The organism is Nocardioides sp. NBC_00163 (assembly GCF_045206295.1).
Classification (GTDB): domain Bacteria; phylum Actinomycetota; class Actinomycetes; order Propionibacteriales; family Nocardioidaceae; genus Nocardioides.
In genome coordinates this window covers 2,016,307-2,039,627 of sequence record NZ_CP108155.1, presented here as the reverse complement: position 1 = coordinate 2,039,627, position 23,321 = coordinate 2,016,307, and the positions used below count along the sequence as shown (strand labels likewise).

21 protein-coding genes and 1 pseudogene are annotated in these 23,321 nt (G+C 68.7%); 14 read left to right on the top strand and 8 right to left on the bottom strand.

Translation table 11 applies throughout. The annotated features are described in order from the left end of the window. Positions 1-43 precede the first annotated feature (43 nt). Together OG801_RS09735 and OG801_RS09730 are read left to right on the top strand one after the other, a co-directional pair. Entirely contained in the window at positions 44-784 is a 741-nt protein-coding gene (locus OG801_RS09735) for a dienelactone hydrolase family protein (protein WP_406035499.1), read from the top strand. Next, the gene (locus tag OG801_RS09730) at positions 784-1,281 is read left to right on the top strand and encodes a gluconokinase (protein WP_406035497.1); all 498 of its coding nucleotides are present in this window, start codon (positions 784-786) and stop codon (positions 1,279-1,281) included. The genes OG801_RS09735 and OG801_RS09730 overlap by 1 nt, the downstream gene beginning before the upstream one ends. 156 nt (positions 1,282-1,437) lie before the next feature. On the opposite strand, the gene OG801_RS09725 is transcribed toward OG801_RS09730, so the two are convergent. Continuing rightward, positions 1,438-2,337 (bottom strand): crotonase/enoyl-CoA hydratase family protein, encoded by a 900-nt coding sequence (locus OG801_RS09725; protein WP_355017862.1) that lies wholly within the window; start codon positions 2,335-2,337, stop codon positions 1,438-1,440. Between the two features lie 138 nt (positions 2,338-2,475). Here OG801_RS09725 and OG801_RS09720 point away from each other — a divergent pair, with 138 nt between their 5' ends. After that, the gene (locus OG801_RS09720) at positions 2,476-3,609 is read left to right on the top strand and encodes a sensor histidine kinase (protein ID WP_406035494.1); all 1,134 of its coding nucleotides are present in this window, start codon (positions 2,476-2,478) and stop codon (positions 3,607-3,609) included. Further along, the gene (locus tag OG801_RS09715) at positions 3,606-4,274 is read left to right on the top strand and encodes a response regulator (RefSeq protein ID WP_406027430.1); all 669 of its coding nucleotides are present in this window, start codon (positions 3,606-3,608) and stop codon (positions 4,272-4,274) included. Before OG801_RS09720 ends, OG801_RS09715 begins: the two co-directional genes overlap by 4 nt. Before the next feature lie 12 nt (positions 4,275-4,286). Here the strand turns inward: OG801_RS09715 and OG801_RS09710 are convergent, their stop codons facing one another. The 3 genes and pseudogenes from OG801_RS09710 to OG801_RS09700 form a co-directional block, all read right to left on the bottom strand. Continuing rightward, positions 4,287-5,063, bottom strand: a complete 777-nt coding sequence (locus OG801_RS09710) for an ABC transporter permease subunit (protein ID WP_406035492.1) — start codon at positions 5,061-5,063, stop codon at positions 4,287-4,289. Between the two features lie 74 nt (positions 5,064-5,137). Continuing rightward, a pseudogene (locus OG801_RS09705) lies at positions 5,138-5,788 on the bottom strand (ABC transporter ATP-binding protein); the annotation flags it as partial. Positions 5,789-5,884: 96 nt separating this feature from the next. After that, positions 5,885-7,216 (bottom strand): LCP family protein, encoded by a 1,332-nt coding sequence (locus tag OG801_RS09700; protein WP_406035490.1) that lies wholly within the window; start codon positions 7,214-7,216, stop codon positions 5,885-5,887. Positions 7,217-7,328: 112 nt separating this feature from the next. Between OG801_RS09700 and OG801_RS09695 the strand changes: the two genes are divergently transcribed. From OG801_RS09695 to OG801_RS09660, 8 genes are all read left to right on the top strand, one after another. Next, a complete protein-coding gene (locus tag OG801_RS09695) occupies positions 7,329-8,831 on the top strand; it encodes an LCP family protein (protein ID WP_406035488.1) in 1,503 nt (500 codons plus the stop codon). A gap of 74 nt (positions 8,832-8,905) precedes the next feature. Then, on the top strand, positions 8,906-9,841 hold the full coding sequence (locus OG801_RS09690) for a glycosyltransferase (RefSeq protein WP_406035486.1): 936 nt from the start codon (positions 8,906-8,908) through the stop codon (positions 9,839-9,841). Next, on the top strand, positions 9,838-10,737 hold the full coding sequence (locus OG801_RS09685; RefSeq protein ID WP_355017870.1) for a glycosyltransferase: 900 nt from the start codon (positions 9,838-9,840) through the stop codon (positions 10,735-10,737). The genes OG801_RS09690 and OG801_RS09685 overlap by 4 nt, the downstream gene beginning before the upstream one ends. Positions 10,738-10,801: 64 nt before the next feature. Continuing rightward, positions 10,802-11,995, top strand: coding sequence for a UDP-galactopyranose mutase (glf, locus tag OG801_RS09680; protein WP_406035484.1), 1,194 nt, complete (start codon positions 10,802-10,804; stop codon positions 11,993-11,995). Further along, on the top strand, positions 11,992-14,007 hold the full coding sequence (locus tag OG801_RS09675; RefSeq protein ID WP_355017872.1) for a glycosyltransferase: 2,016 nt from the start codon (positions 11,992-11,994) through the stop codon (positions 14,005-14,007). Before glf ends, OG801_RS09675 begins: the two co-directional genes overlap by 4 nt. Then, positions 13,991-14,890: an ABC transporter permease gene (locus tag OG801_RS09670; RefSeq protein ID WP_355017873.1), complete on the top strand. Its 900-nt coding sequence runs from the start codon at positions 13,991-13,993 to the stop codon at positions 14,888-14,890. Before OG801_RS09675 ends, OG801_RS09670 begins: the two co-directional genes overlap by 17 nt. Beyond that, on the top strand, positions 14,887-15,684 hold the full coding sequence (locus OG801_RS09665; RefSeq protein ID WP_406035482.1) for an ABC transporter ATP-binding protein: 798 nt from the start codon (positions 14,887-14,889) through the stop codon (positions 15,682-15,684). The genes OG801_RS09670 and OG801_RS09665 overlap by 4 nt, the downstream gene beginning before the upstream one ends. Before the next feature lie 123 nt (positions 15,685-15,807). After that, positions 15,808-17,928 (top strand): N-acetylmuramoyl-L-alanine amidase, encoded by a 2,121-nt coding sequence (locus OG801_RS09660; protein WP_406035480.1) that lies wholly within the window; start codon positions 15,808-15,810, stop codon positions 17,926-17,928. Here OG801_RS09660 and OG801_RS09655 read toward each other — a convergent pair. Continuing rightward, complete coding sequence (locus tag OG801_RS09655) at positions 17,910-18,626, bottom strand: TIGR03089 family protein (RefSeq protein ID WP_406035478.1); 717 nt, start codon at positions 18,624-18,626, stop codon at positions 17,910-17,912. The genes OG801_RS09660 and OG801_RS09655 overlap by 19 nt on opposite strands. 23 nt (positions 18,627-18,649) lie before the next feature. On the opposite strand from OG801_RS09655, the gene OG801_RS09650 reads away from it, so the two are divergent. Further along, entirely contained in the window at positions 18,650-19,726 is a 1,077-nt protein-coding gene (locus tag OG801_RS09650; protein WP_355017877.1) for a mannose-1-phosphate guanylyltransferase, read from the top strand. A 74-nt stretch (positions 19,727-19,800) separates the two neighbouring features. Here the strand turns inward: OG801_RS09650 and OG801_RS09645 are convergent, their stop codons facing one another. Genes OG801_RS09645 through cofD form a run of 3 tightly spaced genes read right to left on the bottom strand, consistent with a single transcriptional unit; the run spans position 19,801 to position 22,624 of the window. Then, complete coding sequence (locus OG801_RS09645; RefSeq protein ID WP_355017878.1) at positions 19,801-20,583, bottom strand: DUF3105 domain-containing protein; 783 nt, start codon at positions 20,581-20,583, stop codon at positions 19,801-19,803. 41 nt (positions 20,584-20,624) lie between these two features. Next, on the bottom strand, positions 20,625-21,590 hold the full coding sequence (locus OG801_RS09640; RefSeq protein WP_406035475.1) for a coenzyme F420-0:L-glutamate ligase: 966 nt from the start codon (positions 21,588-21,590) through the stop codon (positions 20,625-20,627). A 20-nt stretch (positions 21,591-21,610) separates the two neighbouring features. Continuing rightward, positions 21,611-22,624 carry a 2-phospho-L-lactate transferase gene (gene cofD, locus OG801_RS09635; protein WP_406035473.1) on the bottom strand — a complete coding sequence of 338 codons (1,014 nt, stop codon included), beginning with the start codon at positions 22,622-22,624 and terminating at the stop codon, positions 21,611-21,613. A gap of 352 nt (positions 22,625-22,976) precedes the next feature. On the opposite strand from cofD, the gene OG801_RS09630 reads away from it, so the two are divergent. Further along, positions 22,977-23,231, top strand: coding sequence for a WhiB family transcriptional regulator (locus tag OG801_RS09630; RefSeq protein WP_008361238.1), 255 nt, complete (start codon positions 22,977-22,979; stop codon positions 23,229-23,231). Positions 23,232-23,321: the final 90 nt, after the last annotated feature.

Here is a 23,321-nt window from a genome sequence, read left to right as displayed (position 1 = left end):
GGGGACGAGCATGGCACCAAGGTGCTGCCGGTAGCGTGAGGGCGTGGTCGAGCAGATCGAGATCGAGACACCTGATGGCACCGCCGAGGCCTATCTGGCCCGGCCCGAGAGCACGCCGAAGGGTGGTGTGCTCGTCTACATGGATGCCATCGGCCTCCGGCCGCGGCTGGCCGAGATGGTCGAGCGGGTCGCCTCCTGGGGCTACGTCGTACTCGCACCCAACACGTTCTATCGCGACGGCAGCGTGGCGGAGCTGGCGCCGACCGGCGACCTGCGCGATCCCGCCGCCAGGGACGCATTCTTCGCCGGCGGCGCGATGAACCGGGTCCGCGGCCTCACCGTGGACCGGCTGGCGATCGACATCCCGGCGTACGTCGAAACCCTCCAGACGTACGTCACCGGCCCGCTCGCCACCCACGGCTACTGCATGGGCGCGCGGCTGGCGGTGCGGACCGCGGGGCGGTTCCCCGACGAGTTCGTCGCGGTCGGCGGCTTCCACGGTGGCGGGCTGGTCACCGCGGACGCTGCCTCGCCGCACACCTGCATCGCCGGGACGAGGGCGGAGTACTACTTCGGCCACGCGGACCACGACCGCTCCATGACGCCGGAGAACGTCGAGGACCTCAGCAGGGCGCTCGACGACGCCGGGGTGATGTACACCAACCTCATCTACCCCGACGCCCCGCACGGCTACACGATGGCGGACACCTCCTCCTACCAGGAGGCGGGGACTCATCGGCACTTCACCGATCTCGAGGCGCTCTACGCCCGTACGATGGCGTGATGGCGAAACCGGTACTTGTCGTGATGGGAGTCTCGGGCTCAGGGAAGTCGACCATCGGGGCGGCGATCGCAGGGCGGCTGCGGGTGCCGTTCGAGGATGCCGACGATCTGCATCCGCAGGCGAACATCGAGAAGATGACCGCAGGGATCGCGCTCGACGACGATGACCGCTACCCCTGGCTCGAGGCGGTCGGGGAGTGGCTCGCCCGGCACGCCGAGCGCGGTGGCGTGATGGGCTGCTCGGCGCTGAAGCGGAAGTACCGTGACCAGCTCCGCCGGCACTGCCCGGAGGTGACCTTCCTCCATCTGGAGGGCACCCGCGAGGTGATCGCGAGGCGCCAGGCGAGCCGACCCGGCCACTTCATGCCGGCCGCCCTCCTGGACAGCCAGTTCAAGACGCTCGAGCCTCTCGAGCCGGACGAGGCCGGGATGGCGATCGCCGTGGACCAGCCGGTCGACGCGATCGTCGAGGAGTACGCAGGCCGGATCGGCGCCTGATCGGCACCGAGATGCGGCCGACACGCGCCCATCTCGGGTTGGGCACTGCGTGCCGGCCGCGGCCACACCCGGGTGAGGGACCAGCGGGCGGGCCCACTTTCGACCGTAGCCCAGGATCCGGCCCCACAACAGGGGGTCAACGGCTATCGCTGCAGGTCAGCCCGTAAAAATCTGTCCGTGGAACACGTCCGGGACCTCGGACGCCTTCGAGGTGAACTCGGGGGCCCGCTTCTCCAGGAACGCGGCGACGCCCTCCTTGCCGTCGCCGATCGAGGCGTAGAACATCGCCAGCGAGTCGGACAGGTGGGCCTCGAGCGGGTGGCGTGCGGAGGCGTTGCGGGTGATCAGCTGGCGCACGAGCGCGGTGCCGACCGGCGACCGGTTCTGGGTGAACCTCCGGGCCAGCTCGACGGCCGCGGGCAGCAGCTCGTCGGGCAGGTGGATGCTGCGGACCAGACCGCCGTCGAGGGCCTGGTCGGGGTCGAGGATCTCCGCGGTGTAGAGCCACTCCAGGGCCCGGGGAACGCCCACGACGCGCGGCAGGAAGTAGGACGAGCAGGCCTCGGGGACGATGCCGAGCTTGCCGAAGACGAAGCCGATCTTCGCCTTCGAGGAAGCCAGCCGCGCGTCCATCGCGCACAGCATCGTGGCGCCGATGCCGACCGCCGGGCCGTTGATCGCGGCGATCACCGGCTTGGGGAGTGCGTGGATCGCGAGGGTGACCTTGCCGCCCGTGTCGCGTACGCCCTCGGCGTACTCGGGGTGGTTGGCCGGGTCGGCGAGGTGCTCGGCGAGCCTCTCGGGTGTCGGGTGCAGCGACTCGTCGAGGCCGAACACGTTCCCGGAGGCGGAGAGGTCCATCCCGGCGCAGAACGCCCGCCCGGCGCCGGTCACCACCACCGCACGCACCTCGTCGGCCATCGCGTCGGTGGTGAAGACCTCCTCCAGCTCGCGCGCCATCGTCACCGTGAACGAGTTGAGCGCGTCGGGGCGGTTGAGGGTCAGGAGCGCGATGCCATCGGCGTCCACGTCGAAGGTCAGGGTCTCGTAAGCCATGGGTCACAGTCTGCACCGGTGGTCGAGCTTGTCGAGACCCCATGTCGCGTATTGGGTCCGTTCAACCGCGGATGGGCGGGTCTGCGTACTGTCGAAAGTCGGTACGTCCGGAGCGATGCCGCGGCTACCGTGGTGAGCGTGAGTCTGCTGCCCCGTCCCCGGACCCTCGAGTGGATCCTGTCGGGCCTCCTGGTCGTGGCGGTTGCCGCCGAGCACCTCTACATGAACGATGCCGGACACCCGCAGTGGTCGGGCTGGTCGGCTCTGGCGGGAGTCCTCGGCGTCACCCTCGCGATGTGGGTCCGGCAGCAGTGGCCGGCGGTCGCGGTGGCGCTCGTGTGCGCGCTGGTCGGTGGCACGGTCGTGGTCACCGACGGATGGGTCCTGATCAGCTACGTCGTGTTCGCGATCCTGGTGAGCTTCCTCGTCGGCAGATCGGCCGATCAGGTGTGGCCGTCCGCGGTCGTGGCGGTCGTGGGTGTGGCGACGCTGACCGTGCTCGACGCCGTCGTCGACGGCGGCGGAGTGCAGATGACGATGATCGGCAACATGATCATCTACATGGCGCTGCCGTGGCTCAGCGGCCGCTATCTGCGCCAGGTCGCCCACAACCATTCGACCGAGATCGAGCAGGCCCAGCTCGCCGAGCGCGCCCGGATCGCCCAGGAGATGCACGACTCGCTGGGCCACGAGCTCAGCCTGATCGCGCTGCGCGCCGGTGCGCTCGAGGTGGCACCGGGGCTCACCGACGCCCACCAGAAGGCGGCCGGCGCCATCCGCGCGGCCGCCGCCGGGGCCACCGAGCGGCTCGGCGAGATCGTCGGCGTCCTCCGCCCCGCCGCCGAGGAGGCGCCGCTGACCCCGGCCGCGGCCGGGATCGACGGCCTGGTCGAGCGTGCGCGTGAGTCGGGGATGGACGTAGGCCTGGCGGGATCGCTCGACGATGGCGAAGGGGTGCGGGACGTCGTCGCCCATCGCATCGTGCAGGAGGCGTTGACCAACGCCGCCCGGCACGCTCCCGGGGCGCCGGTGACGGTCTCGGTGGAGACCGGAGCCCACGGCGTACGCCTCTCGGTGACGAACGGCCGCGCGACCCTCCCTCCGCGCGTCGGGGCCACCACCGGCCTCGGCCTGGCCGGGCTGGAGGAGGCGGCACGCGCCGCCGGAGGCACGCTGCGCCACGGCCCCGCCACGGGCGGAGGCTTCGAGGTGGTCGCCGACCTGCCCGCCCGCAGTGACCGACCCAGCGATCGGCGAGAGGTGGCCCTGTGATCCGGGTGCTGCTGGCCGACGACGAGGCGATGGTGCGGGCCGGCGTACGCGCGATCCTGGAGACCGACGAGGCGATCGAGGTGGTCGCCGAGGCCGCCGACGGGCGCGAGGCGGTCGAGGCGGCCCAGCGCCACCGGCCCGACGTCGCGCTGCTCGACGTCAGGATGCCGCGGATGGACGGTCTGGCGGCGGGGGCCGAGATCGCCCGGACCGCCCCGGAGACCGCGCGGGTCATGCTGACCACCTTCTCCGAGGACGCCTACATCGCCCGTGCCCTCGGCGACGGGGCGAGCGGGTTCCTGCTCAAGTCCGGCGATCCCCGCGAGCTGCTCGCGGGCGTGCACGCGGTCGCCGACGGTGCCGCCTTCCTCTCGCCACGGGTCGCCCAGCGCGTCATCGCCGAGCTCGGCGCCGGGGCCGGTGACCGGATGTCGCGGGCCGCGGACGCGCGGGCCAAGGTCGCCGCCCTCACCGACCGCGAGCGCGACGTGATGGCGCTGGTCGGCGCCGGGCTCTCGAACGCCGAGATCGGTCGCCGTCTCCACCTCGTGGAGGGGACCGTGAAGGCCTATCTGAGCAGCGCGTTCGGTCGTCTCGGCGTACGCAACCGGGTGCAGGCAGCGGTCCTCGCTCACGAGGCAGGGCTCGTGAGCGAGGACCGCTAGCAGGCGGAAGCCTCAGGCGTCGCGCCGGCGGAACACCACGTAGCCCGCCAGCAGCGTGGCCACGGACCAGGCGGCGAAGAGCCCGAGCCCTCCGTTGCGGCCGTAGGGGAGTCCATCGGAGAGCCCGAAAAGGGTGGCGATCCCGATGCCGAGGTATTCCGTGCCCGCCGTCCCCGGCAGGTAGTAGGACACGTCGGTCATCAGGTCCATCCCGCTCATCATCAGCACCATCGGCAGCAGGAAGAGCACCAGGAACGCCACGACCAGTGCCCCGGCGGTGCTGCGCAGACCGACGGCGAGCCCGATGGCCAGCGCGACGACCACGCCCATGTAGACGCTGATCTTCCCGGCCACCGAGGCCACCGAGGAGACGTCGAAGACCCCGTAGTCACCCGCCGTCAGGTAGCCGAGGCCGGCACCCAGGACGGCGAGAAGAGCTCCGGCGACCAGCGCGACGACCTCCACGACGACCAGCTTCGCGACCAGCACCCGGCCGCGCCGTGGCTCGCACTGCAGGGTCGTACGCATGCTCCCGGAGGCGTACTCCGAGGTCACCGTCAGCAGGGCCAGCGCGATCAGTGCGAACTGGGTGAACAGCAGCCCGGCGGTGGCGACCTCCTCGACATGCAGCAGCTGGTCGGCGTGGGACAGGTTCGGGTTGGGCTCGGCGGCGTCGAAGCCCAGCGGGACCGAGTAGAGCGCCATCAGCGCGGCCGCGCCGATCAGGCACCACCAGGTCGAGCGGACCGACCAGAGCTTGGTCCATTCGGACGAGATCGAGGCAAGCATCAGGCCACCTCCGCCCCGGTGTACTCGACGCTCCCGGCCGTCAGCCGGAAATAGGCTTCCTCCAAAGAGCCGTGCCCGGCCACGAACGACGCCAGCGAGGAGTCCGCGAGCAGCCGCCCGCGGCCCAGCACGACCAGGTGGTCGGCGGTCTGCTGCATCTCGCTCATCAGGTGGCTGGAGACGAGGACCGTACGCCCCTCCGCGGCGAGCGACCTCAGCAGCTTCCGGATCCACATCACCCCGTCGGGATCGAGTCCGTTGACCGGCTCGTCGAAGAGCATCACCCGCGGGTCGCCGAGCAGTACGCCCGCGATCCCGAGCCGCTGGCTCATCCCGAGCGACAGGCTTCCGGCCCGCCGCCGGGCGACCCCGGCGAGACCGACGCGCTCGAGCACCTCGTCGACCCGGGCCACCGGGATCGAGTTGCTCCGCGCCATCGCCACCAGATGCGTACGCAACCGGCGACCGGGGTGCACCGCCTTGGCGTCCAGCAGCGCCCCGACCTCGCGCAGCGGGCGCCGCAGTGAGGCATACGGACGGCCGTCGATGGTGGCGGTCCCCGACGTCGGCCGGTCCAGGCCGAGGATCATCCGCATGGTCGTGGACTTCCCGGCGCCGTTGGGGCCGAGGAAGCCGGTGACTCGGCCGGGCTGTATCTGCAGGGTGAGATCGTCGACCGCGGTGGTCGCGCCGTATCTCTTGGTCAGGTGGTCCAAAGTGATCATGCCTCGAACCTAGGGACGTGCGAGGGCGCGCACAGTGGACGAAAAGCAGCCGTCCCTACCGACGAAGGTCAGTAGGGACGGCCGGGGTGGAACGGGCTACTCGGGCAGACCGGTCGGCGTGCAGATGTCCGCCGGGATCTGGTCGACGGTGTCCTCCTTGATGTGGCCGAACATCGTCAGCGCGTCCTCCTTGCGCCAGTTGACCGCGAAGTCGCGGATCGGGACGCCGCAGGTCATCGCGGAGCCGCCGGCGAGCGCCTTGAACGCCCACAGGAACTTCGCGCCGCCGATGACGCTCATGCCCTCGCCGACCTTGAGTCCTTCGGCGCCCTCGCCCATCTCGGCGAGCTTGGCCGGGTTCAGCAGGGTGCCCAGGCTGGTGGCCTTCTTGCCGATCGCGGAGATGACCTCGGTCTGGTTGGCGCCACGACCCAGGTCGCCGTCCTCGGCCGCGTAGCGGGAACGGGAGTAGGCGAGTGCGGTGACGCCGTCGGCCTCCTGGCAGCCCTTCTCGACGTCCAGGCCGGCCTTGGGGTCCTTCATGGCCTTCTTCGGGCAGATCTCGATGCCACCCACGCCGTCGACGAGCCGAGCCAGACCGCCCATGCCGATCTCGACGTAGCCGTCGATGCGTACGCCGGTGTTCTGCTCGATCGTCTGCACCAGCAGCTCGGGGCCGCCGTAGGCGAACGCCGCGTTGATCTTGGTCTCGCCATGACCCGGGATCGGCACGATGGAGTCGCGGGGGAGGGTCACCACGATCGTCTTGCCGGCGCCGGTGTGCAGCAGCTTGATGGTGTCGGTGCGGCTGCCCGCGGCGTCACCGGTGGAGAGCTTCTTCTTCTCCTCGGCGGTCAGGCCCTCGCGGGAGTCGCTGGCGACGATGAGGTACGTCGTGCCGGGCTGGTCCGCTGGCCGCTCGCCGGCGGTCGGCTCATAGGGGACCTTGTCGACCTTGTTCCATGCGCTGATGCCGATCCAGGCGACCGCGCCGACCAGGATCAGCACCGGGATCATCACGATGGCGACGAACCGGCGGAACGGGTGGCGCTTCTTGGGCTTGGGCTGGCGGCCCCCGCGACCGCCGTAGCCATCGCCCGGACCCCCATAGCCGCCGTTGCCACCGTTGCCGCCGTACTCGCTCGGCTGGCTCCAGTCCTGGTTGTAGCCCTGGTTGTAGCCCTGGTTGCCATACCCGCCCTGTTGCCCAGGGGTCGGCGCGATCTGCCCCGGCTGGGGCAGCGGCCGGTCATAGCCGCCATGCGGCGGCGCCGGAGGCGGCGCGCCGCCGGACGGGCGCCGGACGGTGGGCATGACGTTGGTGGGCTCGGGCCCCGAGGGCTGAGCATGCTGGCCATTGCCGTACGCCCAGCCGTACTGCTGCGACCGGGGATCGTTGGGGCTGCCAGGGTTGCGGGGGTTTGGCATGCGCTCAAAGGTACCGTGCCAGGCCGCTAAAGTTAGTCGGCGCGTCGCACCACCGTGTTACTCGTGTGACTGGTGATACTGGCGGTGCAGACTCACACCCGAGGGACCCCAGATGGCTGAGCAGAACTACCGGCCCCAGCGTACGGCCGCCGAGCGCGCCTCCCGCGTGCGGTTCCGTCGCGCCATGGCGCTGCTGCTGATCACGCTGCTCCTGCCGGGGTCCGCCCAGCTCGTCGCCGGCAACCGCCGCGTCGGCCGGATCGCGATCTGGACCGTGATCGGTCTCGCGGTCACCGCGGGCCTCGTCTTCGTGATCTCCCTGCTGTGGCACGGCCTGATCTTCCGGCTCGGCACGACGCCGTGGCTGCTGGGCCTGTTCCGCATCGCGCTCATCGCCGGCGCCATCGCCTGGGCAGCGCTCTTCATCGACGCCTGGCGCCTGGGCCGCCCGCTCGAGCTCGATCTCAAGCAGCGCCGCATCGTGGTCGCGATCAACGGCGCACTGGCCTTCTCGGTGGCCGCGACCCTGATCTTCGGCGCCCACCTGGTCGGCGTCCACAAGGGCATGGTCGAGGCGATCTTCGCCGGTGCCGAGGCCGCCGAGGCCCACAACGGCCGCTTCAACGTCCTGCTCGCCGGCGCCGACTCCGACGGCGGCAAGACCCGCTGGGGCCTGCGTCCCGACTCGCTCACGGTCGCCTCCATCGACGCCGTGACCGGACGTACGGTGCTCATCGGCCTGCCCCGCAACATGCAGAACTTCACCTTCGACGACGGCTCGCCGATGGACGAGGAGTTCCCGCGCGGCTTCGACTGCGACGGCTGCTACCTCAACGGCGTGAGCACCTGGGCCGGTGAGCACAAGGAGCTCTACAAGGGCGAGAAGGATCCCGGGATGGCCGCCACCGTGGACGCCGTCGAGGGCATCACCGACCTGCAGATCAGCTACTACGCGATCGTCGACCTCAACGGCTTCGAGGAGATCGTGGACGCGATCGGGGGAGTCACCCTGAAGGTTCGCCAGCCGATCCCGGTCGGCCTCCCCTCCGACAGCTTCTACACCCACATCCAGCCCGGCACGAAGAAGCTCGACGGCTGGGAGACCCTCTGGTACGCCCGGGCCCGCCACGACTCCGATGACTACTCCCGGATGGCCCGCCAGAAGTGCGTCCTGAACGCGATCCTGCAGCAGACCAGCCCCGCCGACGTCGTACGCCACTACCAGGACGTCGCGAAGGCGACCGGCTCCACCATCACCACCTCGGTCCCGCCGAGCGAGATCGAGCGGTTCTCGGCGCTGGCGCTGAAGGCCAAGTCGCAGAAGATCTCGACGCTCTCGCTGGTGCCTCCGCTGGTCAACACCGCCGACCCGGACATGTCCGACATCCACGCCGAGGTGCGCAAGGCGGTGAAGAAGGCCACCCCGAAGAAGGAGGAGGCCTTCAACCAGCAGAGCGCGTCGCCCGGCACCGGCGACGACGGCGAGACCAAGGCACCCACGCAGAAGACCGAGGGCAAGCCCGACAAGGGCGGCCCGGTCACCGGCGGTTCGCTGGGCTCGCGCAACAAGGGTTACCAGGCCAACGAGACCGACGACCTCGCCTCAGCCTGTTGAACAACGGGTTAAGGGCAGGTCACAGCGACTCGCTGATTCCCGGGATACCCCGCGGTCGCGGCTAGTCTGGATCCGTGCCAGGGAGCAATCGTGTCGCCGCGGTCGTGGTGACCTTCAACCGTCTCGAGCTGCTGCAGCGACTGCTGGAGCGGCTCGACGTGGTCGACGGCCTCGACGAGGTGATCGTCATCGACAACGCTTCCACCGACGGTACGTCGCAGTGGCTCGCCGAGCTCGACGGTGCCGAGGAGCCGGGTCAGCGCCAGGTGCCGGTGATCGCCCGCACCCTGCAGCGCAACAGCGGCGGCGCCGGCGGGTTCCACGACGGCCTGGAGATGGCGATCGAGCGTGGCGCCGACCTGGTCTGGCTGATGGACGACGACGGCCTGCCCGACACCGACTGCCTCGGGCTGCTGCTCAAGCAGACCGACCTCGACTTCTGGGGGCCGCTCGTCGTCGACGAGGGCGACCCCGGCCGCCTGGTGTTCCCGATCAGGCTCCCGGGCCGCTCCAAGGTCGTGCACCAGCTCGCCGACGTCGAGGCGGCCGCCACCGACGGCCTGATCAAGGACATCGTCATCCCGTTCAACGGGGTCCTGGTCACCCGTGACCTGGTGGAGCGGATCGGCTACCCCCGAGCGGAGTACTTCATCTGGGGCGACGACCATGAATACCGTCTTCGGGCCGAGAAGGCCGGGGCGCGGATCGCGACCGTCGTCGGCGCTCAGGTGCGCCACCCCTCCGTCGGCGATCTCGGCACCCCGATGGCGTGGGGGAGGGCGACGTACAACCACACGCCGAGCGACCTGAAGCACTACTGCATGGCGCGCAACAACCTGCTCAATCTGCGCGACTACCGAGGGTGGCCCTTCGCTTTGGCTTTCGTCGCGAAGACTCTATGGTTCTACCTGCTCACCAAGCCGCAGCCGAAGCGGATCCGGCTCTCTGCGCAGGCGTGGTGGGCGGCCGTCCGGGGGGACTTCAGTGGACACGAGAGGTTCCTTCGTTGAGCACCACCCGTGAGACGGTCGCGATCGTCGTCGTCACCTACAACCGCGCCGACATGCTGCGCGGGCTGCTCGACGGGCTCACCAAGCTCGATGAGCCCGCCGACGCGGTGATCGTCGTCAACAACGCCTCCACCGACCACACCGCGCAGGTCCTCGCCGAGGCGATCACGCCCAACCTGCAGGTGATCGACAGCCCGGAGAACCTCGGCGGCGCCGGTGGGTTCCACCTCGGCACCAAGGCCGCGGTCGAGCAGGGCTGGGACCGTCTCTACCTGATCGACGACGACGTCGTCCCGGCCCACGACTGCCTCGAGGTGCTGCTCGCCCAGGACGAGGACTGCCTCTTCTCCGTGCGTGAGGACAAGAACGGCAAGCTGATCGAGCTGGCCGCGCTGAAGTTCGACCTGCGCAACCCGCTCGCGATCAAGCCCAAGACCGCCTCGGTCATGGACACCTACCCGACCCGCGACGCGCTTCCGGAGCGCGTTCCGGTGGAGAACGTCGCCTTCGAGGGCTTCATGATCCGCCGCACCGTCCTGGAGGAGATCGGGCTTCCCGATCCGACCTACTTCATCTTCTACGACGACGTGGATCTCGCGATCCGCGCCCGCCGCGCCGGCCGCACCATCTGGGCCGTACGCGACGCGGTGCTCGTGCGACAGCTCGACTTCAGCCAGCAGCACGACCTGGCCGGCTGGAAGGGCTTCTACATGTACCGCAACCTCTTCGTCGTCCACTTCCGCTACGGCGAGAACGTCCTCGTACGTCTCAAGCCCTGGCTCATCACCGCGGCTGTGGTTCTCCTCAGCCCGCTGCGAGGCGGCAAGCACGAGGCCGTCAACGTGATCAAGGCCCTGCGCGCAGCGCGAGGCATGCGAACCCTGCCCACTTCTTGAACCGTCCCATCCGCCTGACCTCCCCGACCGTCCCCTTACCCACAGAGACCTAGACTGAGCGATCGTGTCCTCCCCTGAAACCACTCCTGACCTCGTCGTCGTCGGCTCCGGCCTCTTCGGCCTCACCATCGCCGAGCGCGCCGCCACCGAGCTGGACAAGAAGGTGCTCATCATCGAGCGCCGTCCGCACATCGGTGGAAACGCCTACTCCGAGTTCGACGAGGAGACCGGCATCGAGGTGCACAAGTACGGCACCCACCTCTTCCACACCTCCAACGAGAAGGTGTGGAACTACGTGCGGAAGTTCACCGAGTTCACCGACTACAAGCACAAGGTGTTCGGGAAGTACAAGGGGCAGGTCTACTCCCTGCCGATGAACCTCGCGCTGATCAACTCCTTCTTCGGCAAGTCGCACACCCCCGACGAGGCGCGCGCGCTGATCGCGGAGCAGGCCTCCGAGTTCAACACCGAGGACGCCACGAACCTCGAGGAGAAGGCGATCTCGCTGATCGGCCGCCCGCTCTACGAGGCCTTCATCAAGGGCTACACCGCCAAGCAGTGGGAGAAGGACCCGACGGAGCTGTCGCCCGACATCATCACGCGCCTCCCGGTCCGCTACACCTTCGACAACCGTTACTTCAACGACAAGTACGAGGGTCTCCCGGTCGACGGCTACACCGCGTGGCTGCAGCGGATGGCCGACCACCCCAACATCGAGGTCAAGCTCGACACCGACTTCTTCACCGTGGTCGACGACTACAAGGGCAAGGTCCCGATCGTCTACACCGGTCCGGTCGACGAGTACTTCGACTTCTCCGCGGGCAAGCTCTCCTGGCGCACCGTGGACCTCGAGTCCGAGACCCTCGAGGTGGACGACTACCAGGGCACCGGCGTGGTGAACGCCAACGACCCCGAGGTCCCGTTCACCCGTGAGCTGGAGTTCAAGCACCTCCACCCCGAGCGCGCCGACCGCTACAAGCCCGGCAAGACGATCGTGGTGAAGGAGTACAGCCGCTTCGCCCAGGAGGGCGACGAGCCCTACTACCCGATCAACACCGCCGACAACCGCGAAAAGATCCTGGTCTACCGCGACCTGGCCAAGAAGGAGCCGATGGTGCTCTTCGGTGGCCGTCTCGGCACCTACAAGTACCTCGACATGCACATGGCGATCGCGTCCGCGCTCACCATGTTCGAGAACAAGCTCCGTCCCCACTTCGAGGACGGCACCCCGCTCACCTCCGGAGGCGTTGACGAATGAGCGTGACCCGACTGCTCCAGCGGCAGATCCTGCCCCTGGACCGTGACTCCGACGTACTCCCGCTCTACGTCGACAACCAGGCCGCCATCCTCGACGCCGACAAGTACGAGGTCGGCTCCGACAAGACGGCCCAGGCGCTGAACAACGCCCAGATCCGCCAGTCGATCAACGACGGCACCCAGATCCACCCCGACCAGATCGAGTCGCGTACGGCGCTGCGGATCCTGAAGAGCGAGCGGCTCTCGCTCGGCACCTACTTCAACGCGTTCCCGGCCAGCTACTGGCGCCGGCACACCGTGGTCGACAGCGTGAAGCTGACCGTCGCGCTCCAGGGCCGCGGCGCGAGCGTCATCGTCTACAAGTCGATGGCCAACGGCCGCTCGCAGCGCGTCGACGCGGCTGACACCGGCACCAACCCCGAGGGCACCTTCACCTTCGACCTGCCGCTGAAGCCGTTCGTCGACGGTGGCTGGTACTGGTACGACGTCGTCGCCTCCGACGAGGACGCCGTCATCACCTCGGCCGAGTGGACCGCGGAGGTCCCCGACGACCGTGCCGAGCACGGCACCGTCGACATCTGCGTCACCACCATGAACAAGCCCGACTTCTGCGCCAAGCTGCTCGCGCAGATGGGCGAGGACGAGCAGCTGCGCCCCTACCTCGACACCGTCTTCGTGATGGAGCAGGGCACCAAGAAGGTCGCCGACGACGTCGAGTTCCCCGCGGCCGAGAAGGCCCTGGGCGACCTGCTGCACATCATCGAGCAGGGCAACCTGGGCGGCTCCGGCGGCTATGCGCGTGGTCAGCTCGAGTCGGTGCGCAAGGGCACCGCGACGTACGCCCTGATGATGGACGACGACGTCGTCTGCGAGCCCGAGGGCATCATCCGCGCGATCACCTTCGGTGACCTCGCCAAGCGGCCGACCATCGTCGGCGGTCACATGTTCTCGCTCTACGCGAAGTCGCGCCTGCACTCCTACGGCGAGATCGTCCAGCCGTGGCGCTTCTGGTGGCAGTCGGCTCCCGGCGTCTACGGCGACTGGGACTTCGGCGCCCGCAACCTGCGCTCGACCCGCTGGCTGCACAAGCGCGTCGACGTGGACTTCAACGGCTGGTTCATGTGCCTGATCCCGCGCAAGGTGATCGAGGAGATCGGGCTCTCGCTGCCGGTCTTCATCAAGTGGGACGACTCCGAGTACGGCCTGCGCGCCAAGGCGGCCGGCTTCCCGACCGTGTCGTTCCCGGGCGCGGCCGTGTGGCACGTCCCGTGGACCGACAAGAACGATGCCCTCGACTGGCAGTCCTACTTCCACCAGCGCAACCGCTTCGTCGCCGCGCTGCTGCACTCGATCTACGACGACGGCGGCCGCATGGTCACCGAGTCGTTCTCCCACCAGATCAAGCACCTGGTCTCGATGCAGTACTCGACGGTCATGCTGCGCCACCAGGCGCTGCTCGATGTGCTCGCCGGCCCCGAGAAGCTCCATGAGACCCTCGCGACCCAGCTTCCCGCCGTACGCGAGATGGTCAAGGACTACCCGGACGCGCAGCTCAAGGCCGACCGCGAGGAGTTCCCGCCCGTGCGCCGCCACAAGCCGCCGCGCAAGGGCAAGGAGGACACCGAGGTCCCGACCAACCGCGAGGTCAAGCTGGCCGCGCTCAAGGCGCCGATCCGGCAGATCATGAAGCCGCGCAAGCTCTCCACGGAGTTCCCCGAGGCCGAGCTCGCCGCGATGGACAACCAGTGGTACCGGATCACCAAGTACGACAGCGCCATCGTGTCGATGAACGACCAGCAGGGTGCTGCCTTCTACCGCCGCGACAAGAAGCTCTTCAACCAGATGCTGAGGGACACCGTCAAGGTGCACCGCCGGCTCAAGCGCCAGTGGCCGAAGCTGGCCGAGGAGTACCGCTCCAAGCTGGGCGAGTTCACCTCGCCGGAGGCCTGGGAGAAGACGTTCGAGCCGTGGAAGGTCGCTGAGGAGAAGGGGTCCGATGGCAACCGGAGTTGACGAACGCCCCGTACGGATCGTCGACGCGCCGCTGGCACCCCCGGCGGAGAACCTCGGTCTGCTCTCGGTCTTCAAGAGCCGCTACCTCCTCAAGCTGCTCGTGCAGCGGGAGATCAGCGGTCGCTACTCCAACTCGATCCTCGGCGTCTTCTGGTCCTACATCAACCCGTTGACGCAGTTCCTCGTCTACTGGATCTTCATGGGCAAGATCATGGGCGCGGACAAGGGGATGGACAACTACCCGGTCCACCTGTTCGCCGGGCTGGTCATCGTCCACTTCTTCACCGAGACCTTCGGGGCAGGGACGCGGTCCCTGCTCGGCAACAAGGGGTTGCTGAAGAAGATGGCGATGCCGAAGGAGATGTTCCCGGTCGCCTCGATGCTGGTCTCGCTCTACCACCTCGTGCCGGCGACTCTGATCCTCATCGTCGTCTGTCTGTTCAGCGGATGGACGCCGACCTGGGAGACGGTTCCCTCCTTCCTGCTCGCGCTCGGCATCGTGATGGCGCTGGGCACCGCTCTTGCCCTGGTCTTCAGCTTGGCCAACGTCTTCTTCCGGGACTTCGGCAGCGCGGTCAACATCCTGACCAACTACATCCGTTTCGGCGTCCCGATGATGTACCCGTTCTCGATGATCGAGAGCGCCCTCGGGGACAAGGCCTGGATCTACCTGCTCAACCCGATCGCGGACGCCGTGCTGCTCTTCCAGCAGGCTTTCTGGGTCGGAGTGACCCCGAATCCCGAGGAGACCGCCGCCAAGCACCTGCCCGAGAATCTGTGGATGTGGGGTCTGGGTGCGTTCGGTGTCTCGCTGGTCCTGCTGGTGATCGCCCAGGTGGTCTTCAGCAAGTACGAGAACAAGATTCCGGAGCGTCTGACATGACCGCCGACTCGATCGTGGTGGACGGAGTCACCAAGAACTTCACGCTCCGCTACCACCGCAGCATCAAGGACATCACCGTCGCCAAGATGAAGGGACGGGCCGTCTCCAACACCTTCAAGGCGCTGGACGACGTCACCTTCACGATCAAGCAGGGCGAGTCGGTCGGTCTGATGGGCCTCAACGGCTCGGGCAAGTCGACCCTGCTGAAGCTGATCAGCGGCGTGATGCGCCCCGACCAGGGTGTCGTGAAGACGCGTGGCCAGATCGCGGGCCTGATCGCGACGGGTGCGGGCTTCCACCCGCAGCTGTCCGGCCGGGAGAACATCTTCCTCAACGCCGCGATCTACGGGCTCTCCGCCGAGGAGACCGCCGAGATCTACGACGACGTGGTGAACTTCGCCGAGCTCGGCGACCACCTCAACTCCCCGGTGGGCAACTACTCCTCGGGGCAGTACTCGCGCCTGGGGTTCTCGGTCGCCGTCCACATCGACTCCGACATCTTCCTCGCCGACGAGGTCCTCGCCGTCGGTGACAAGCCCTTCAAGAAGAAGTGCATGGAGAAGATGGAGGAGATCCGCGACAGCGGCCGCACCGTGGTCTACGTCAGCCACGCCGCCGGTTCGGTCAAGCGGATGTGCGACCGCGTCATCTGCCTGGAGAAGGGCCGCCTGGTCTTCGACGGCGACGTCGACGAGGGCATCGAGTACCTCCACTACGGTGAGGACGATTCCAAGGGCTCGGTGGCGCAGAGGAAGCTCGACGCTGCCGACAGCGCCCTTGGGGCTGAAGTCTGAGCTGAGCTCAGGGCGAGAGCCCGCGGGGAATTACAGATCTGTAGTTCCCCGCGGGCTCTTCCCAACCCCTGTGACTGATGTGAAAGATGTTCCCTGGTGTTACGGAACCAGGGGGATCCATACGTGCATTCGCAGGCCGGAGAAGAGCAGTCGAGCGATGTCGAGCGCGCTCGGTCGCGCTACGTCGCCTCGACCCAGCAGCTGCTCGTGCTCGGGTTCGTCCTGGCCGCGCTGGTCCCGGCGAGCACCGTCGTCGACCTGAAGGTGGTCCGACCCGGCGAGGTTCCCGTCTCCGGGAGCCAGGTGGCGGTGCCGTCAGCGGCGCAGGTGCCTTCCGATCCGGTCGACGCCCACGTCGAGGAGATCTCGCTGACCGCGCCGTCCGGACACGGCGTTGCTGGACGGATCACCGCTGAGGCCAAGAAGGCCACTTCCGCGGGCGATGCGGTGACCGTCACCAGCCTCCCGCAGCCGGTGGACGGCTTCGGGACCGCCGGACTCACCTGGGCGCCCGGCGCGGTCGTCCCGGAGGAGGCGGTCGGGGCCGACGTACGCACGTTGGAGGACGGGACGTGGAGCGACTGGCAGGCGTTGGACGTCCACGTCGACGACCATGCTCCTGACCCGGGCTCGGCGGAGGCCGACGGGTCGAGGCCCGGCACCATGGAGGCGATCGTCGGCGAGGTCGACCAGGTACAGACCCGGCTGCGGCTGACAGGTGCCCGGGTGCCCGCCGACCTCAGGCTGGCGGTGATCACGCCCGGTGAGGCGGCCGAGATCCGCAGCGAGTCGCCCGAGATCGAGACCGGCGCCGATGACGCGCCGGAGCCGGCCGAGGCGGTCGAGGGCACCCGGCGCGCCGAGGAGGGGGAGGCGGCGACGCTGTCGGCGGCCGCGTACACCTCCAAGCCCAGCATCTACAGCCGTCGCCAGTGGGGCGCCGACGAGAGCGTGCGCGAGGCCGGCCCGCCCGACTACCACGAGGTCCGCGGTGGGTTCGTGCATCACACCGTCAACACGAACTCCTACACGAAGGCGCAGGTGCCGGGGATCATCCGGAGCATCTACGCCTACCACGTGCGGAGCCGGGGCTGGCGCGACATCGGCTACAACTTCCTGGTCGACAAGTTCGGCCGGATCTGGGAGGGCCGCTACGGCGGCGTCGACCGCCCAGTCGTGGGTGCTCACACCTCGGGTTACAACAGCTACGGCTTCGGCGCCTCCGCGATCGGCAACTTCGACAACGTCGCACCTCCGACCGCGCTGGTGAACGCCTTCGGGACGTTGTTCGCGTGGAAGCTGTCGCTGCACGGTGTCCGCGGCAACAAGGGCTCCACCCGGATCGGAGACCGCACCTTCTCGCACGCGATCATGGGCCATCGCGACGCCGGCTCCACTGCGTGCCCGGGCCGCTACCTCTACGCCAAGCTGAGCACGATCCGCTCGCAGGCGGGTTCGAAGCAGGCGAGCTGGGCGGCGCGCGAGCTGCAGTCACAGATCAGTGGGCGCGGCTACCCGGACCTGGTCGCCCGGCGCGCTGCCGACAAGCGGATCGTCGTGATCCGCACCGACGGCAACGCCCGCTTCGGTACGCCGCGGGCGACGAACCTGATCGGTGGCACCTCGGCCACCTTGATGAACGCCGGTGACTGGGACCGCGACGGCGACGGCGACATCCTGATCCGCCACACCGACGGCACGATCCGGGTCAACCGCGGCAACGGCACCGAGACGTTCGCCACCGGCGTCATCATCGGGCGCGGCTTCGGGTCCGTCTCGGTCATCGACGTGGTCAGCGACATCACCGGCGACGGCTGGCCCGACCTCGTGGGCAAGCACTCCACCGGCGAGATCCGGGTCTGGCCCGGGCGCGGCACCAGCGCCCTGGGCGCGTCCTACCGGATGCGCAGCGCAGTGAGCGGCTCGACCCAGGTCATCGGCGCCGGCCGCTTCTACGCCGACGACGGCTCGCCCGAGGTTGTCTTCAGGGTCTCGAGCAAGCTGCTGATCTTCCGCACCAACGGCCCCGGTGGCCTGACCACCTACTCCGACCCCGGGATCGACACCAGCGTCTTCGACTTCATCCTCGCGACCAAGGACCTCCGCGGCGCCGCCACCGGCGGTGACCTGCTGCTGCGTCGCAAGTCCGACGGCATGTGGTTCGCCTACGAGCACAACCAGAGCGGCGGCTGGGACCGGAAGTCCCAGATGGGCGTGGTGCGGGGCTACGACCAGTTCGGCTGAGCCCGCTCGCTCTCCGCAAGAACGCTGAGGCGCTCGTCGGTCGCGTTGGTGACCAGCACCAGCGAGCCGCCGCCGGCGAGCAGCGAGGCGAGGAGCTCGGCGCCGGCCGGTGAGGCCGAGGGGACGGTGGAGACCAGCCGTACGGCCTTCCCGCCGCCTCCGAACAGGTCCGCGTGGCTGGTCTCGACGCCTGCCCATGAGGTGGCCGCGTCGTCCGCGGCCGGCGGGTCCCAGGGCGTGAAGGCGTCCGGCTGTCCCCAGACCTCGATGCCGACGTCGTGCACGCCCTGGGGGAGCGGGTCGGCGAAACGTACGCCGAAAGGCAGCAGCGAGCACGCCAGCGTCGGCCGCTTCGCGGCGTCATCCGCCCACACGGGCAGCGTCTCGGGGCCGCAGACGACGGCGTCAGGGCCAGAGGAATCGGAACCGTCGGAGTCGGTCACCACGAGCCCGGTGTTCCAGGCGGCGCCCAGGAACACGGTGGCCAGCCAGTGGGTGGGCAGGTCGATCCGGATGCTGTCCCCGCGCTCGAGCCCGTGCACGTCGAGGAGCAGGCCGGAGGCCTTGGCCACCCAGTTGGCGTACGTCGTGGTGGACAGCTCCTGGCGCTCGCCGCTCGCTTCGTCGTAGAAGGTCACGAACGGTCCACCTGGGTTGGTCCGCAGGGCTCGGGCGAGGGTCTCGGGGAAGCTGCTCACGTCGAAACTCTAAGGTGTGCGGCATGACGTTCTGGGCAGTGATCCCCGCTGGTGGTGCCGGCACGCGGCTGTGGCCGCTCTCGCGGTCCTCGGAGCCGAAGTTCCTGCGCGACCTCACCGGCCACGGACGTACCCTCCTGCAGGAGACCTACGACCGCCTCGAGCCCGTCTCCGACGGCATCATGGTGGTGACCGGCGCGGTCCACGAGCGGGCCGTGTGCGAGCAGCTGCCCGAGGTGCCGCACGACGCCATCCTGGCCGAGCCGAGCGGGCGCGACTCGATGGCCGCGATCGGCCTGGCCGCGGCCTTCCTGGAGCGACGCGACCCGGAGGCCGTGATGGGCTCCTTCGCGGCCGACCACGTGATCCGCAACGTCGACAACTTCCACGAGACCGTACGCAGCGCCGCGGCGATCGCCGCGGACGGCTGGCTGGTGACGATCGGGATCTCGCCGACCTTCGCCTCGACCGCGTTCGGCTACATCGCCGAGGGCAGGCCGTTGGACGGCCACCCGGGGGCGTACCTGGTCGACGAGTTCGTCGAGAAGCCGTCGGCCGAGGTCGCGGCCGGCTATCTCGCGACCGGCCGCTACCGCTGGAACGCCGGGATGTTCGTCGTCCGTCCCACCGTTCTTCTCGACCTGCTCGCGGAGTCGGACCCCGGCTTCACCGACCGGCTGCGGGCCATCGCCGCCGAGCCTTCGCGGCTCGAGGAGCTATGGGAGACGCTGCCGAAGATCGCGGTCGACCACGCGGTCGCCGAGCCCGCTGCCGCCGCCGGCAAGGTCGCCACGGTGCCTGCCGACCTCGGCTGGGACGACATCGGCGACTTCGACTCGCTCGCGACGCTGCTCCAGGCAGCCGCCACCGCCTCGCCCGAGGGCCCCACGATCCTCGGCGACGCCTCGCTGGTCCACGCCCTCGACTCCACCGGCCTGGTCGTGCCCCACTCGGGCCGAATGGTCGCCCTCATCGGCCTCGAGGACATCGTCGTCGTCGATACCGACGACGCCGTCCTGGTCACCACCCGCACCCATGCCCAACAGGTCAAGAAGATCGTCGCGGCTCTCAAGGACTCCGACCGCACCGACCTCACCTGAGCCGGTTCGCTGAAACGAGAGACGGCCGCCTCCCCGAAGGGAGACGGCCGTCTCGTACGTCCTGAGGGGCCAGGTCACATGGCCTGGGCCTCGGGGCTGGAGGTGTAGGGGTACTGAGTCATGAAGTCCTTGATGGCCTCGCCGGAGACGCCCTCGCAGTACTGGAAGACGCCCTTCTGGGTGGACGCCTCGGTCGGGTTGGCCGGGTCGGCGGACCAGTGCGTCATCGCGATGTGGGTGCCCGAGGGGAACTCGGTCTTCTTGTCGCCGGCGACCGCGGTCTCCTTGGCGTCGGCAGCGGTCCACGGGGCCGCGATGAACTTGTAGCGGAAGTTGGAGGTGCCGGCGAACTTGTCACCGATCGCGCGCAGCTCGTCCAGCTCGTCCTCGGAGACGGTGTCGTCGTACCACACGATCGTGTAGCCGTGCTCGAGGTTGTGCACCAGAGCCTCGAGGTCGGGACGGTCCTCGGGGGTGTAGAACTTGCGCGACATGTCGGCCGGCGCGACGTTGGCCTCGTTCCAGTGAGGGCCGAATGCCGGGGGAGCAGTCGTGTAGGTCTGCTCGGTGCCGGTGGCGATGTGGTTCTGGTTCCCGTCGGCCGCCATCTCGGTGACCTTCTGGCAGCCGGCCGCCTTGGCGCTCTTCCCGATGTCCGGCAGAGCGACGTCCTTGTACTCGCTGTCCTTGATGAAGCCGCTGATCGGCGTCCATGCGGCAGCGCCGACGATCACGACGGCGAAGGCGATGCAGACACCGATGATCGCCCAGCCTCGGACGCGCTCGGCGCGGCCCTGCTTCTTGCGGATGTCGTTGATGACCGCACGGCGGTCTTTGTTGAGCGACTTGTTGGCCACGGTTCGGCGTACCTCGGGTCTTTTGTCGGGACGCGCAGATTCTAGGTGGTCAGTGGTAGCAGAAGGGAAGTTGCCCCGTGATTATTGTCCTCGCGCTCGCATCGCCAACCGTGGGCGAACGCCAGCGCGGCGATCACCGCGGGGTCGGCTCCGGCCACCCGAAGCCCGTCCCGGTGTGGGACGGGGGCGGTCCCGGTCACCTCCGCGACGGCCGCGGAGAGCTCCTCGACGCTTGCCGACGCACCGAACGGAGCCTGGTCCTCGGCGGCACCCTTCAGAGCGCGTACGACTGCCTCCCTGGCCCCGAAGCCGAAGAAGTCCGACCCCTCGGGGCGGATGAGCGCGCTCGCTCCCGGCCCGTCGTCACCCGGCTCGCGGACGAGGTCCGCCCGGCCGCGCAGGACCGCGAACGGTCTCGCGCCCAGCTTGCCCTGGGAGATCTCGGCCGCCGAGGCGATCTCGTCGACGACGGCGGGGGCGGTGACGACGAGGTCGTTGCCGTAGGCGTCGACCTGGCCGGCGAAGCTCTCCAGCACCTCGAGGCCGGCGGCGCCGATGGCGATGTCGGTCTGCCCGTCGCGCCAGGCGCGTCCGGCGGTGTCGGTGATGATCACCCCGACGTTCGCGCCGGTGCGGTCGCGGAACGTGGCGCGCAGGGCACGCGCGGAGGCGTCGGGGTCCAGGGGGAGCAGCACGATGTAACCGGCCTCGACGTTGGAGGCGTCGATCCCGGCGGCAGCCATCGTCAGCCCGAGGCGGCTGCGCACGATCTGGGTCGGCCCGCGTCGGGCCACCACCCGCGTCGTCTCGCCGGGGAGCGCGTCGTCCCGGTTGCCCTCCCGCACCTGACCCTCGGCCTTGGAGACGACCTTCGAGGTGACCACGACGATGTCGCCGTCGACCAGAGGGGACGCCAGGGCGTCGAGGAGCAGGGCGGCGAGGTCGTCGCCCTTACGCACCTCGGGTACGCCGTCCGGGGCGGTGACGGTGATGCCCTGCCCACTCATCGGCCCAGCCGTGTGCCCCGTCATCGGGTGACCAGTTCGACCGCGGCGGCGGCGATGTCGGCGGTCGCGTCCTCGGAGGACATCCACAGCGGTACGGCGGTCGCCTTCAGTCCCGACTCGGTGAGCGAGGGGACCGCGGCGGCGTCGGCGGTGTCGACGAGCCAGCCGTCGAGGACCCCGCCCGAGCCCCGCGTCCCATAATGCAGACCGACTCCGGCGGCGGTCGCGTCGACGCCGATGGCGGCGAGCATCTGCTCGGCCATGCCGCGTACGTGATGACCGCTGATGATCGGCGAGATCCCCACCACGGGGGCCGAGGTGGCGACCAGTCCCTCCCGGATCCCGGGTACGCCGAGGATGGTTCCGATCGAGACGACCGGGTTGGACGGGGGCACGATCACCAGGTCGGACTTCAGCAGCGCGTCCATCACCCCGGGGCCCGGCTTCGACTCGTCCTGCCCCACGAAGATCAGCTTTTCGACGGGAACGCCGGCCCGGAGGCGTACCCAGTATTCCTGGAAGTGAACGACCGAGAGTCCACTGGGTGAATTCTCGTCCTTGATCGCCACATGGGTCTCGACGCGGTCGTCGGTCATCGGCAGCAGCTGCACGCGGTCGCCCCATACAGGCTTCAGCCAGCGTTCGCACAACGCCGTGGTGACCTGCGACAACGGAAAGCCGGCCTCGAGCATCTGGGTGCGTACGAGATGGGTGGCGATATCGCGGTCGCCGAGCCCGAACCAGGTGCCGGGGACCTCGTAGGCCTCGAGCTCCTCCTTGATCGACCACGTCTCGGCCTTGCGGCCCCAGCCGCGCTCATGGTCGAATCCGTTGCCGAGGGTGTACATCACCGTGTCGAGGTCGGGACAGACCTTGACGCCGTGCATCCACAGATCGTCGGCGGTATTGGCGATCACGGTGACCCGGGCATCTTCCTCAATGCCCGGGACACGGCCGGCAGAGATGCCGTGGAGGAGCCCGGAGATGAACTTCGAACCACCATGGCCGCCGGAGAGAACGGTGATGTCACGCATGGCCCTAGCCTCTCAGACGGGGGCCAGCAACCCTGCTCCAGCCGGTGCAGAAAGCCTGTGTTAAAGCGGCCCTAGCAGATTTGAGGGTTGACTTGTGGCACCGACAGGCATGTAATTTCATCAGTGTGATTCGAAATTGAAACGGGGACCGATAGCGGTGGCGACAGCGCTTGAGAATCTCGGGAAGATTTCGGCAGGGAACTGCATCAAAGTGACGGCCTAGGTCGTAACAAGAGGCAGTTCCCGAAAAAACGGGGGGATCGGTTACCTGCCGATGGCGTGAGGTGACTGGCCCGAGATGGGGTCACGGTCCCGAAAACAAGCTGAATAGGGTCGAAAGGTCGGAAAGACGATGAGAGAGCTGTTTCTCCTCGAGCCGGACACCGACGAAGGGGGCTGGCAGGAGCGCGCCCTGTGCGCGCAGACGGATCCGGAGGCGTTCTTCCCTGAAAAGGGTGGATCGACTCGGGAGGCCAAGAAGGTCTGCCAGACCTGCGAGGTGCGCCAGGACTGCCTTGAGTCTGCTCTGGGCAACGACGAGCGCTTCGGAATCTGGGGTGGACTCTCCGAGCGAGAGCGCCGCAAGCTGAAGAAGCGCGCAGTCTGAGGCAATACCAAGCACGAGCCAGCAAGGCCCGGACCATCACGGTCCGGGCCTGCTGATCTTTTCCGCCTCGATACCTGTGGGGGCGTGGCC

Excerpts from the sequence above, each read along its gene's own strand:
- OG801_RS09710 (WP_406035492.1), bottom strand. The coding sequence starts at position 5,063 with ATGCTTGCCTCGATCTCGTCCGAATGGACCAAGCTCTGGTCGGTCCGC.
- OG801_RS09695 (WP_406035488.1), top strand. The coding sequence starts at position 7,329 with ATGGCTGAGCAGAACTACCGGCCCCAGCGTACGGCCGCCGAGCGCGCC.
- OG801_RS09630 (WP_008361238.1), top strand. The coding sequence starts at position 22,977 with ATGAGAGAGCTGTTTCTCCTCGAGCCGGACACCGACGAAGGGGGCTGG.
- OG801_RS09730 (WP_406035497.1), top strand. The coding sequence starts at position 784 with ATGGCGAAACCGGTACTTGTCGTGATGGGAGTCTCGGGCTCAGGGAAG.
- OG801_RS09725 (WP_355017862.1), bottom strand. The coding sequence starts at position 2,337 with ATGGCTTACGAGACCCTGACCTTCGACGTGGACGCCGATGGCATCGCG.
- OG801_RS09675 (WP_355017872.1), top strand. The coding sequence starts at position 11,992 with ATGAGCGTGACCCGACTGCTCCAGCGGCAGATCCTGCCCCTGGACCGT.
- OG801_RS09640 (WP_406035475.1), bottom strand. The coding sequence starts at position 21,590 with ATGAGTGGGCAGGGCATCACCGTCACCGCCCCGGACGGCGTACCCGAG.
- OG801_RS09650 (WP_355017877.1), top strand. The coding sequence starts at position 18,650 with ATGACGTTCTGGGCAGTGATCCCCGCTGGTGGTGCCGGCACGCGGCTG.
- cofD (WP_406035473.1), bottom strand. The coding sequence starts at position 22,624 with ATGCGTGACATCACCGTTCTCTCCGGCGGCCATGGTGGTTCGAAGTTC.
- OG801_RS09670 (WP_355017873.1), top strand. The coding sequence starts at position 13,991 with ATGGCAACCGGAGTTGACGAACGCCCCGTACGGATCGTCGACGCGCCG.
- OG801_RS09700 (WP_406035490.1), bottom strand. The coding sequence starts at position 7,216 with ATGCCAAACCCCCGCAACCCTGGCAGCCCCAACGATCCCCGGTCGCAG.
- OG801_RS09665 (WP_406035482.1), top strand. The coding sequence starts at position 14,887 with ATGACCGCCGACTCGATCGTGGTGGACGGAGTCACCAAGAACTTCACG.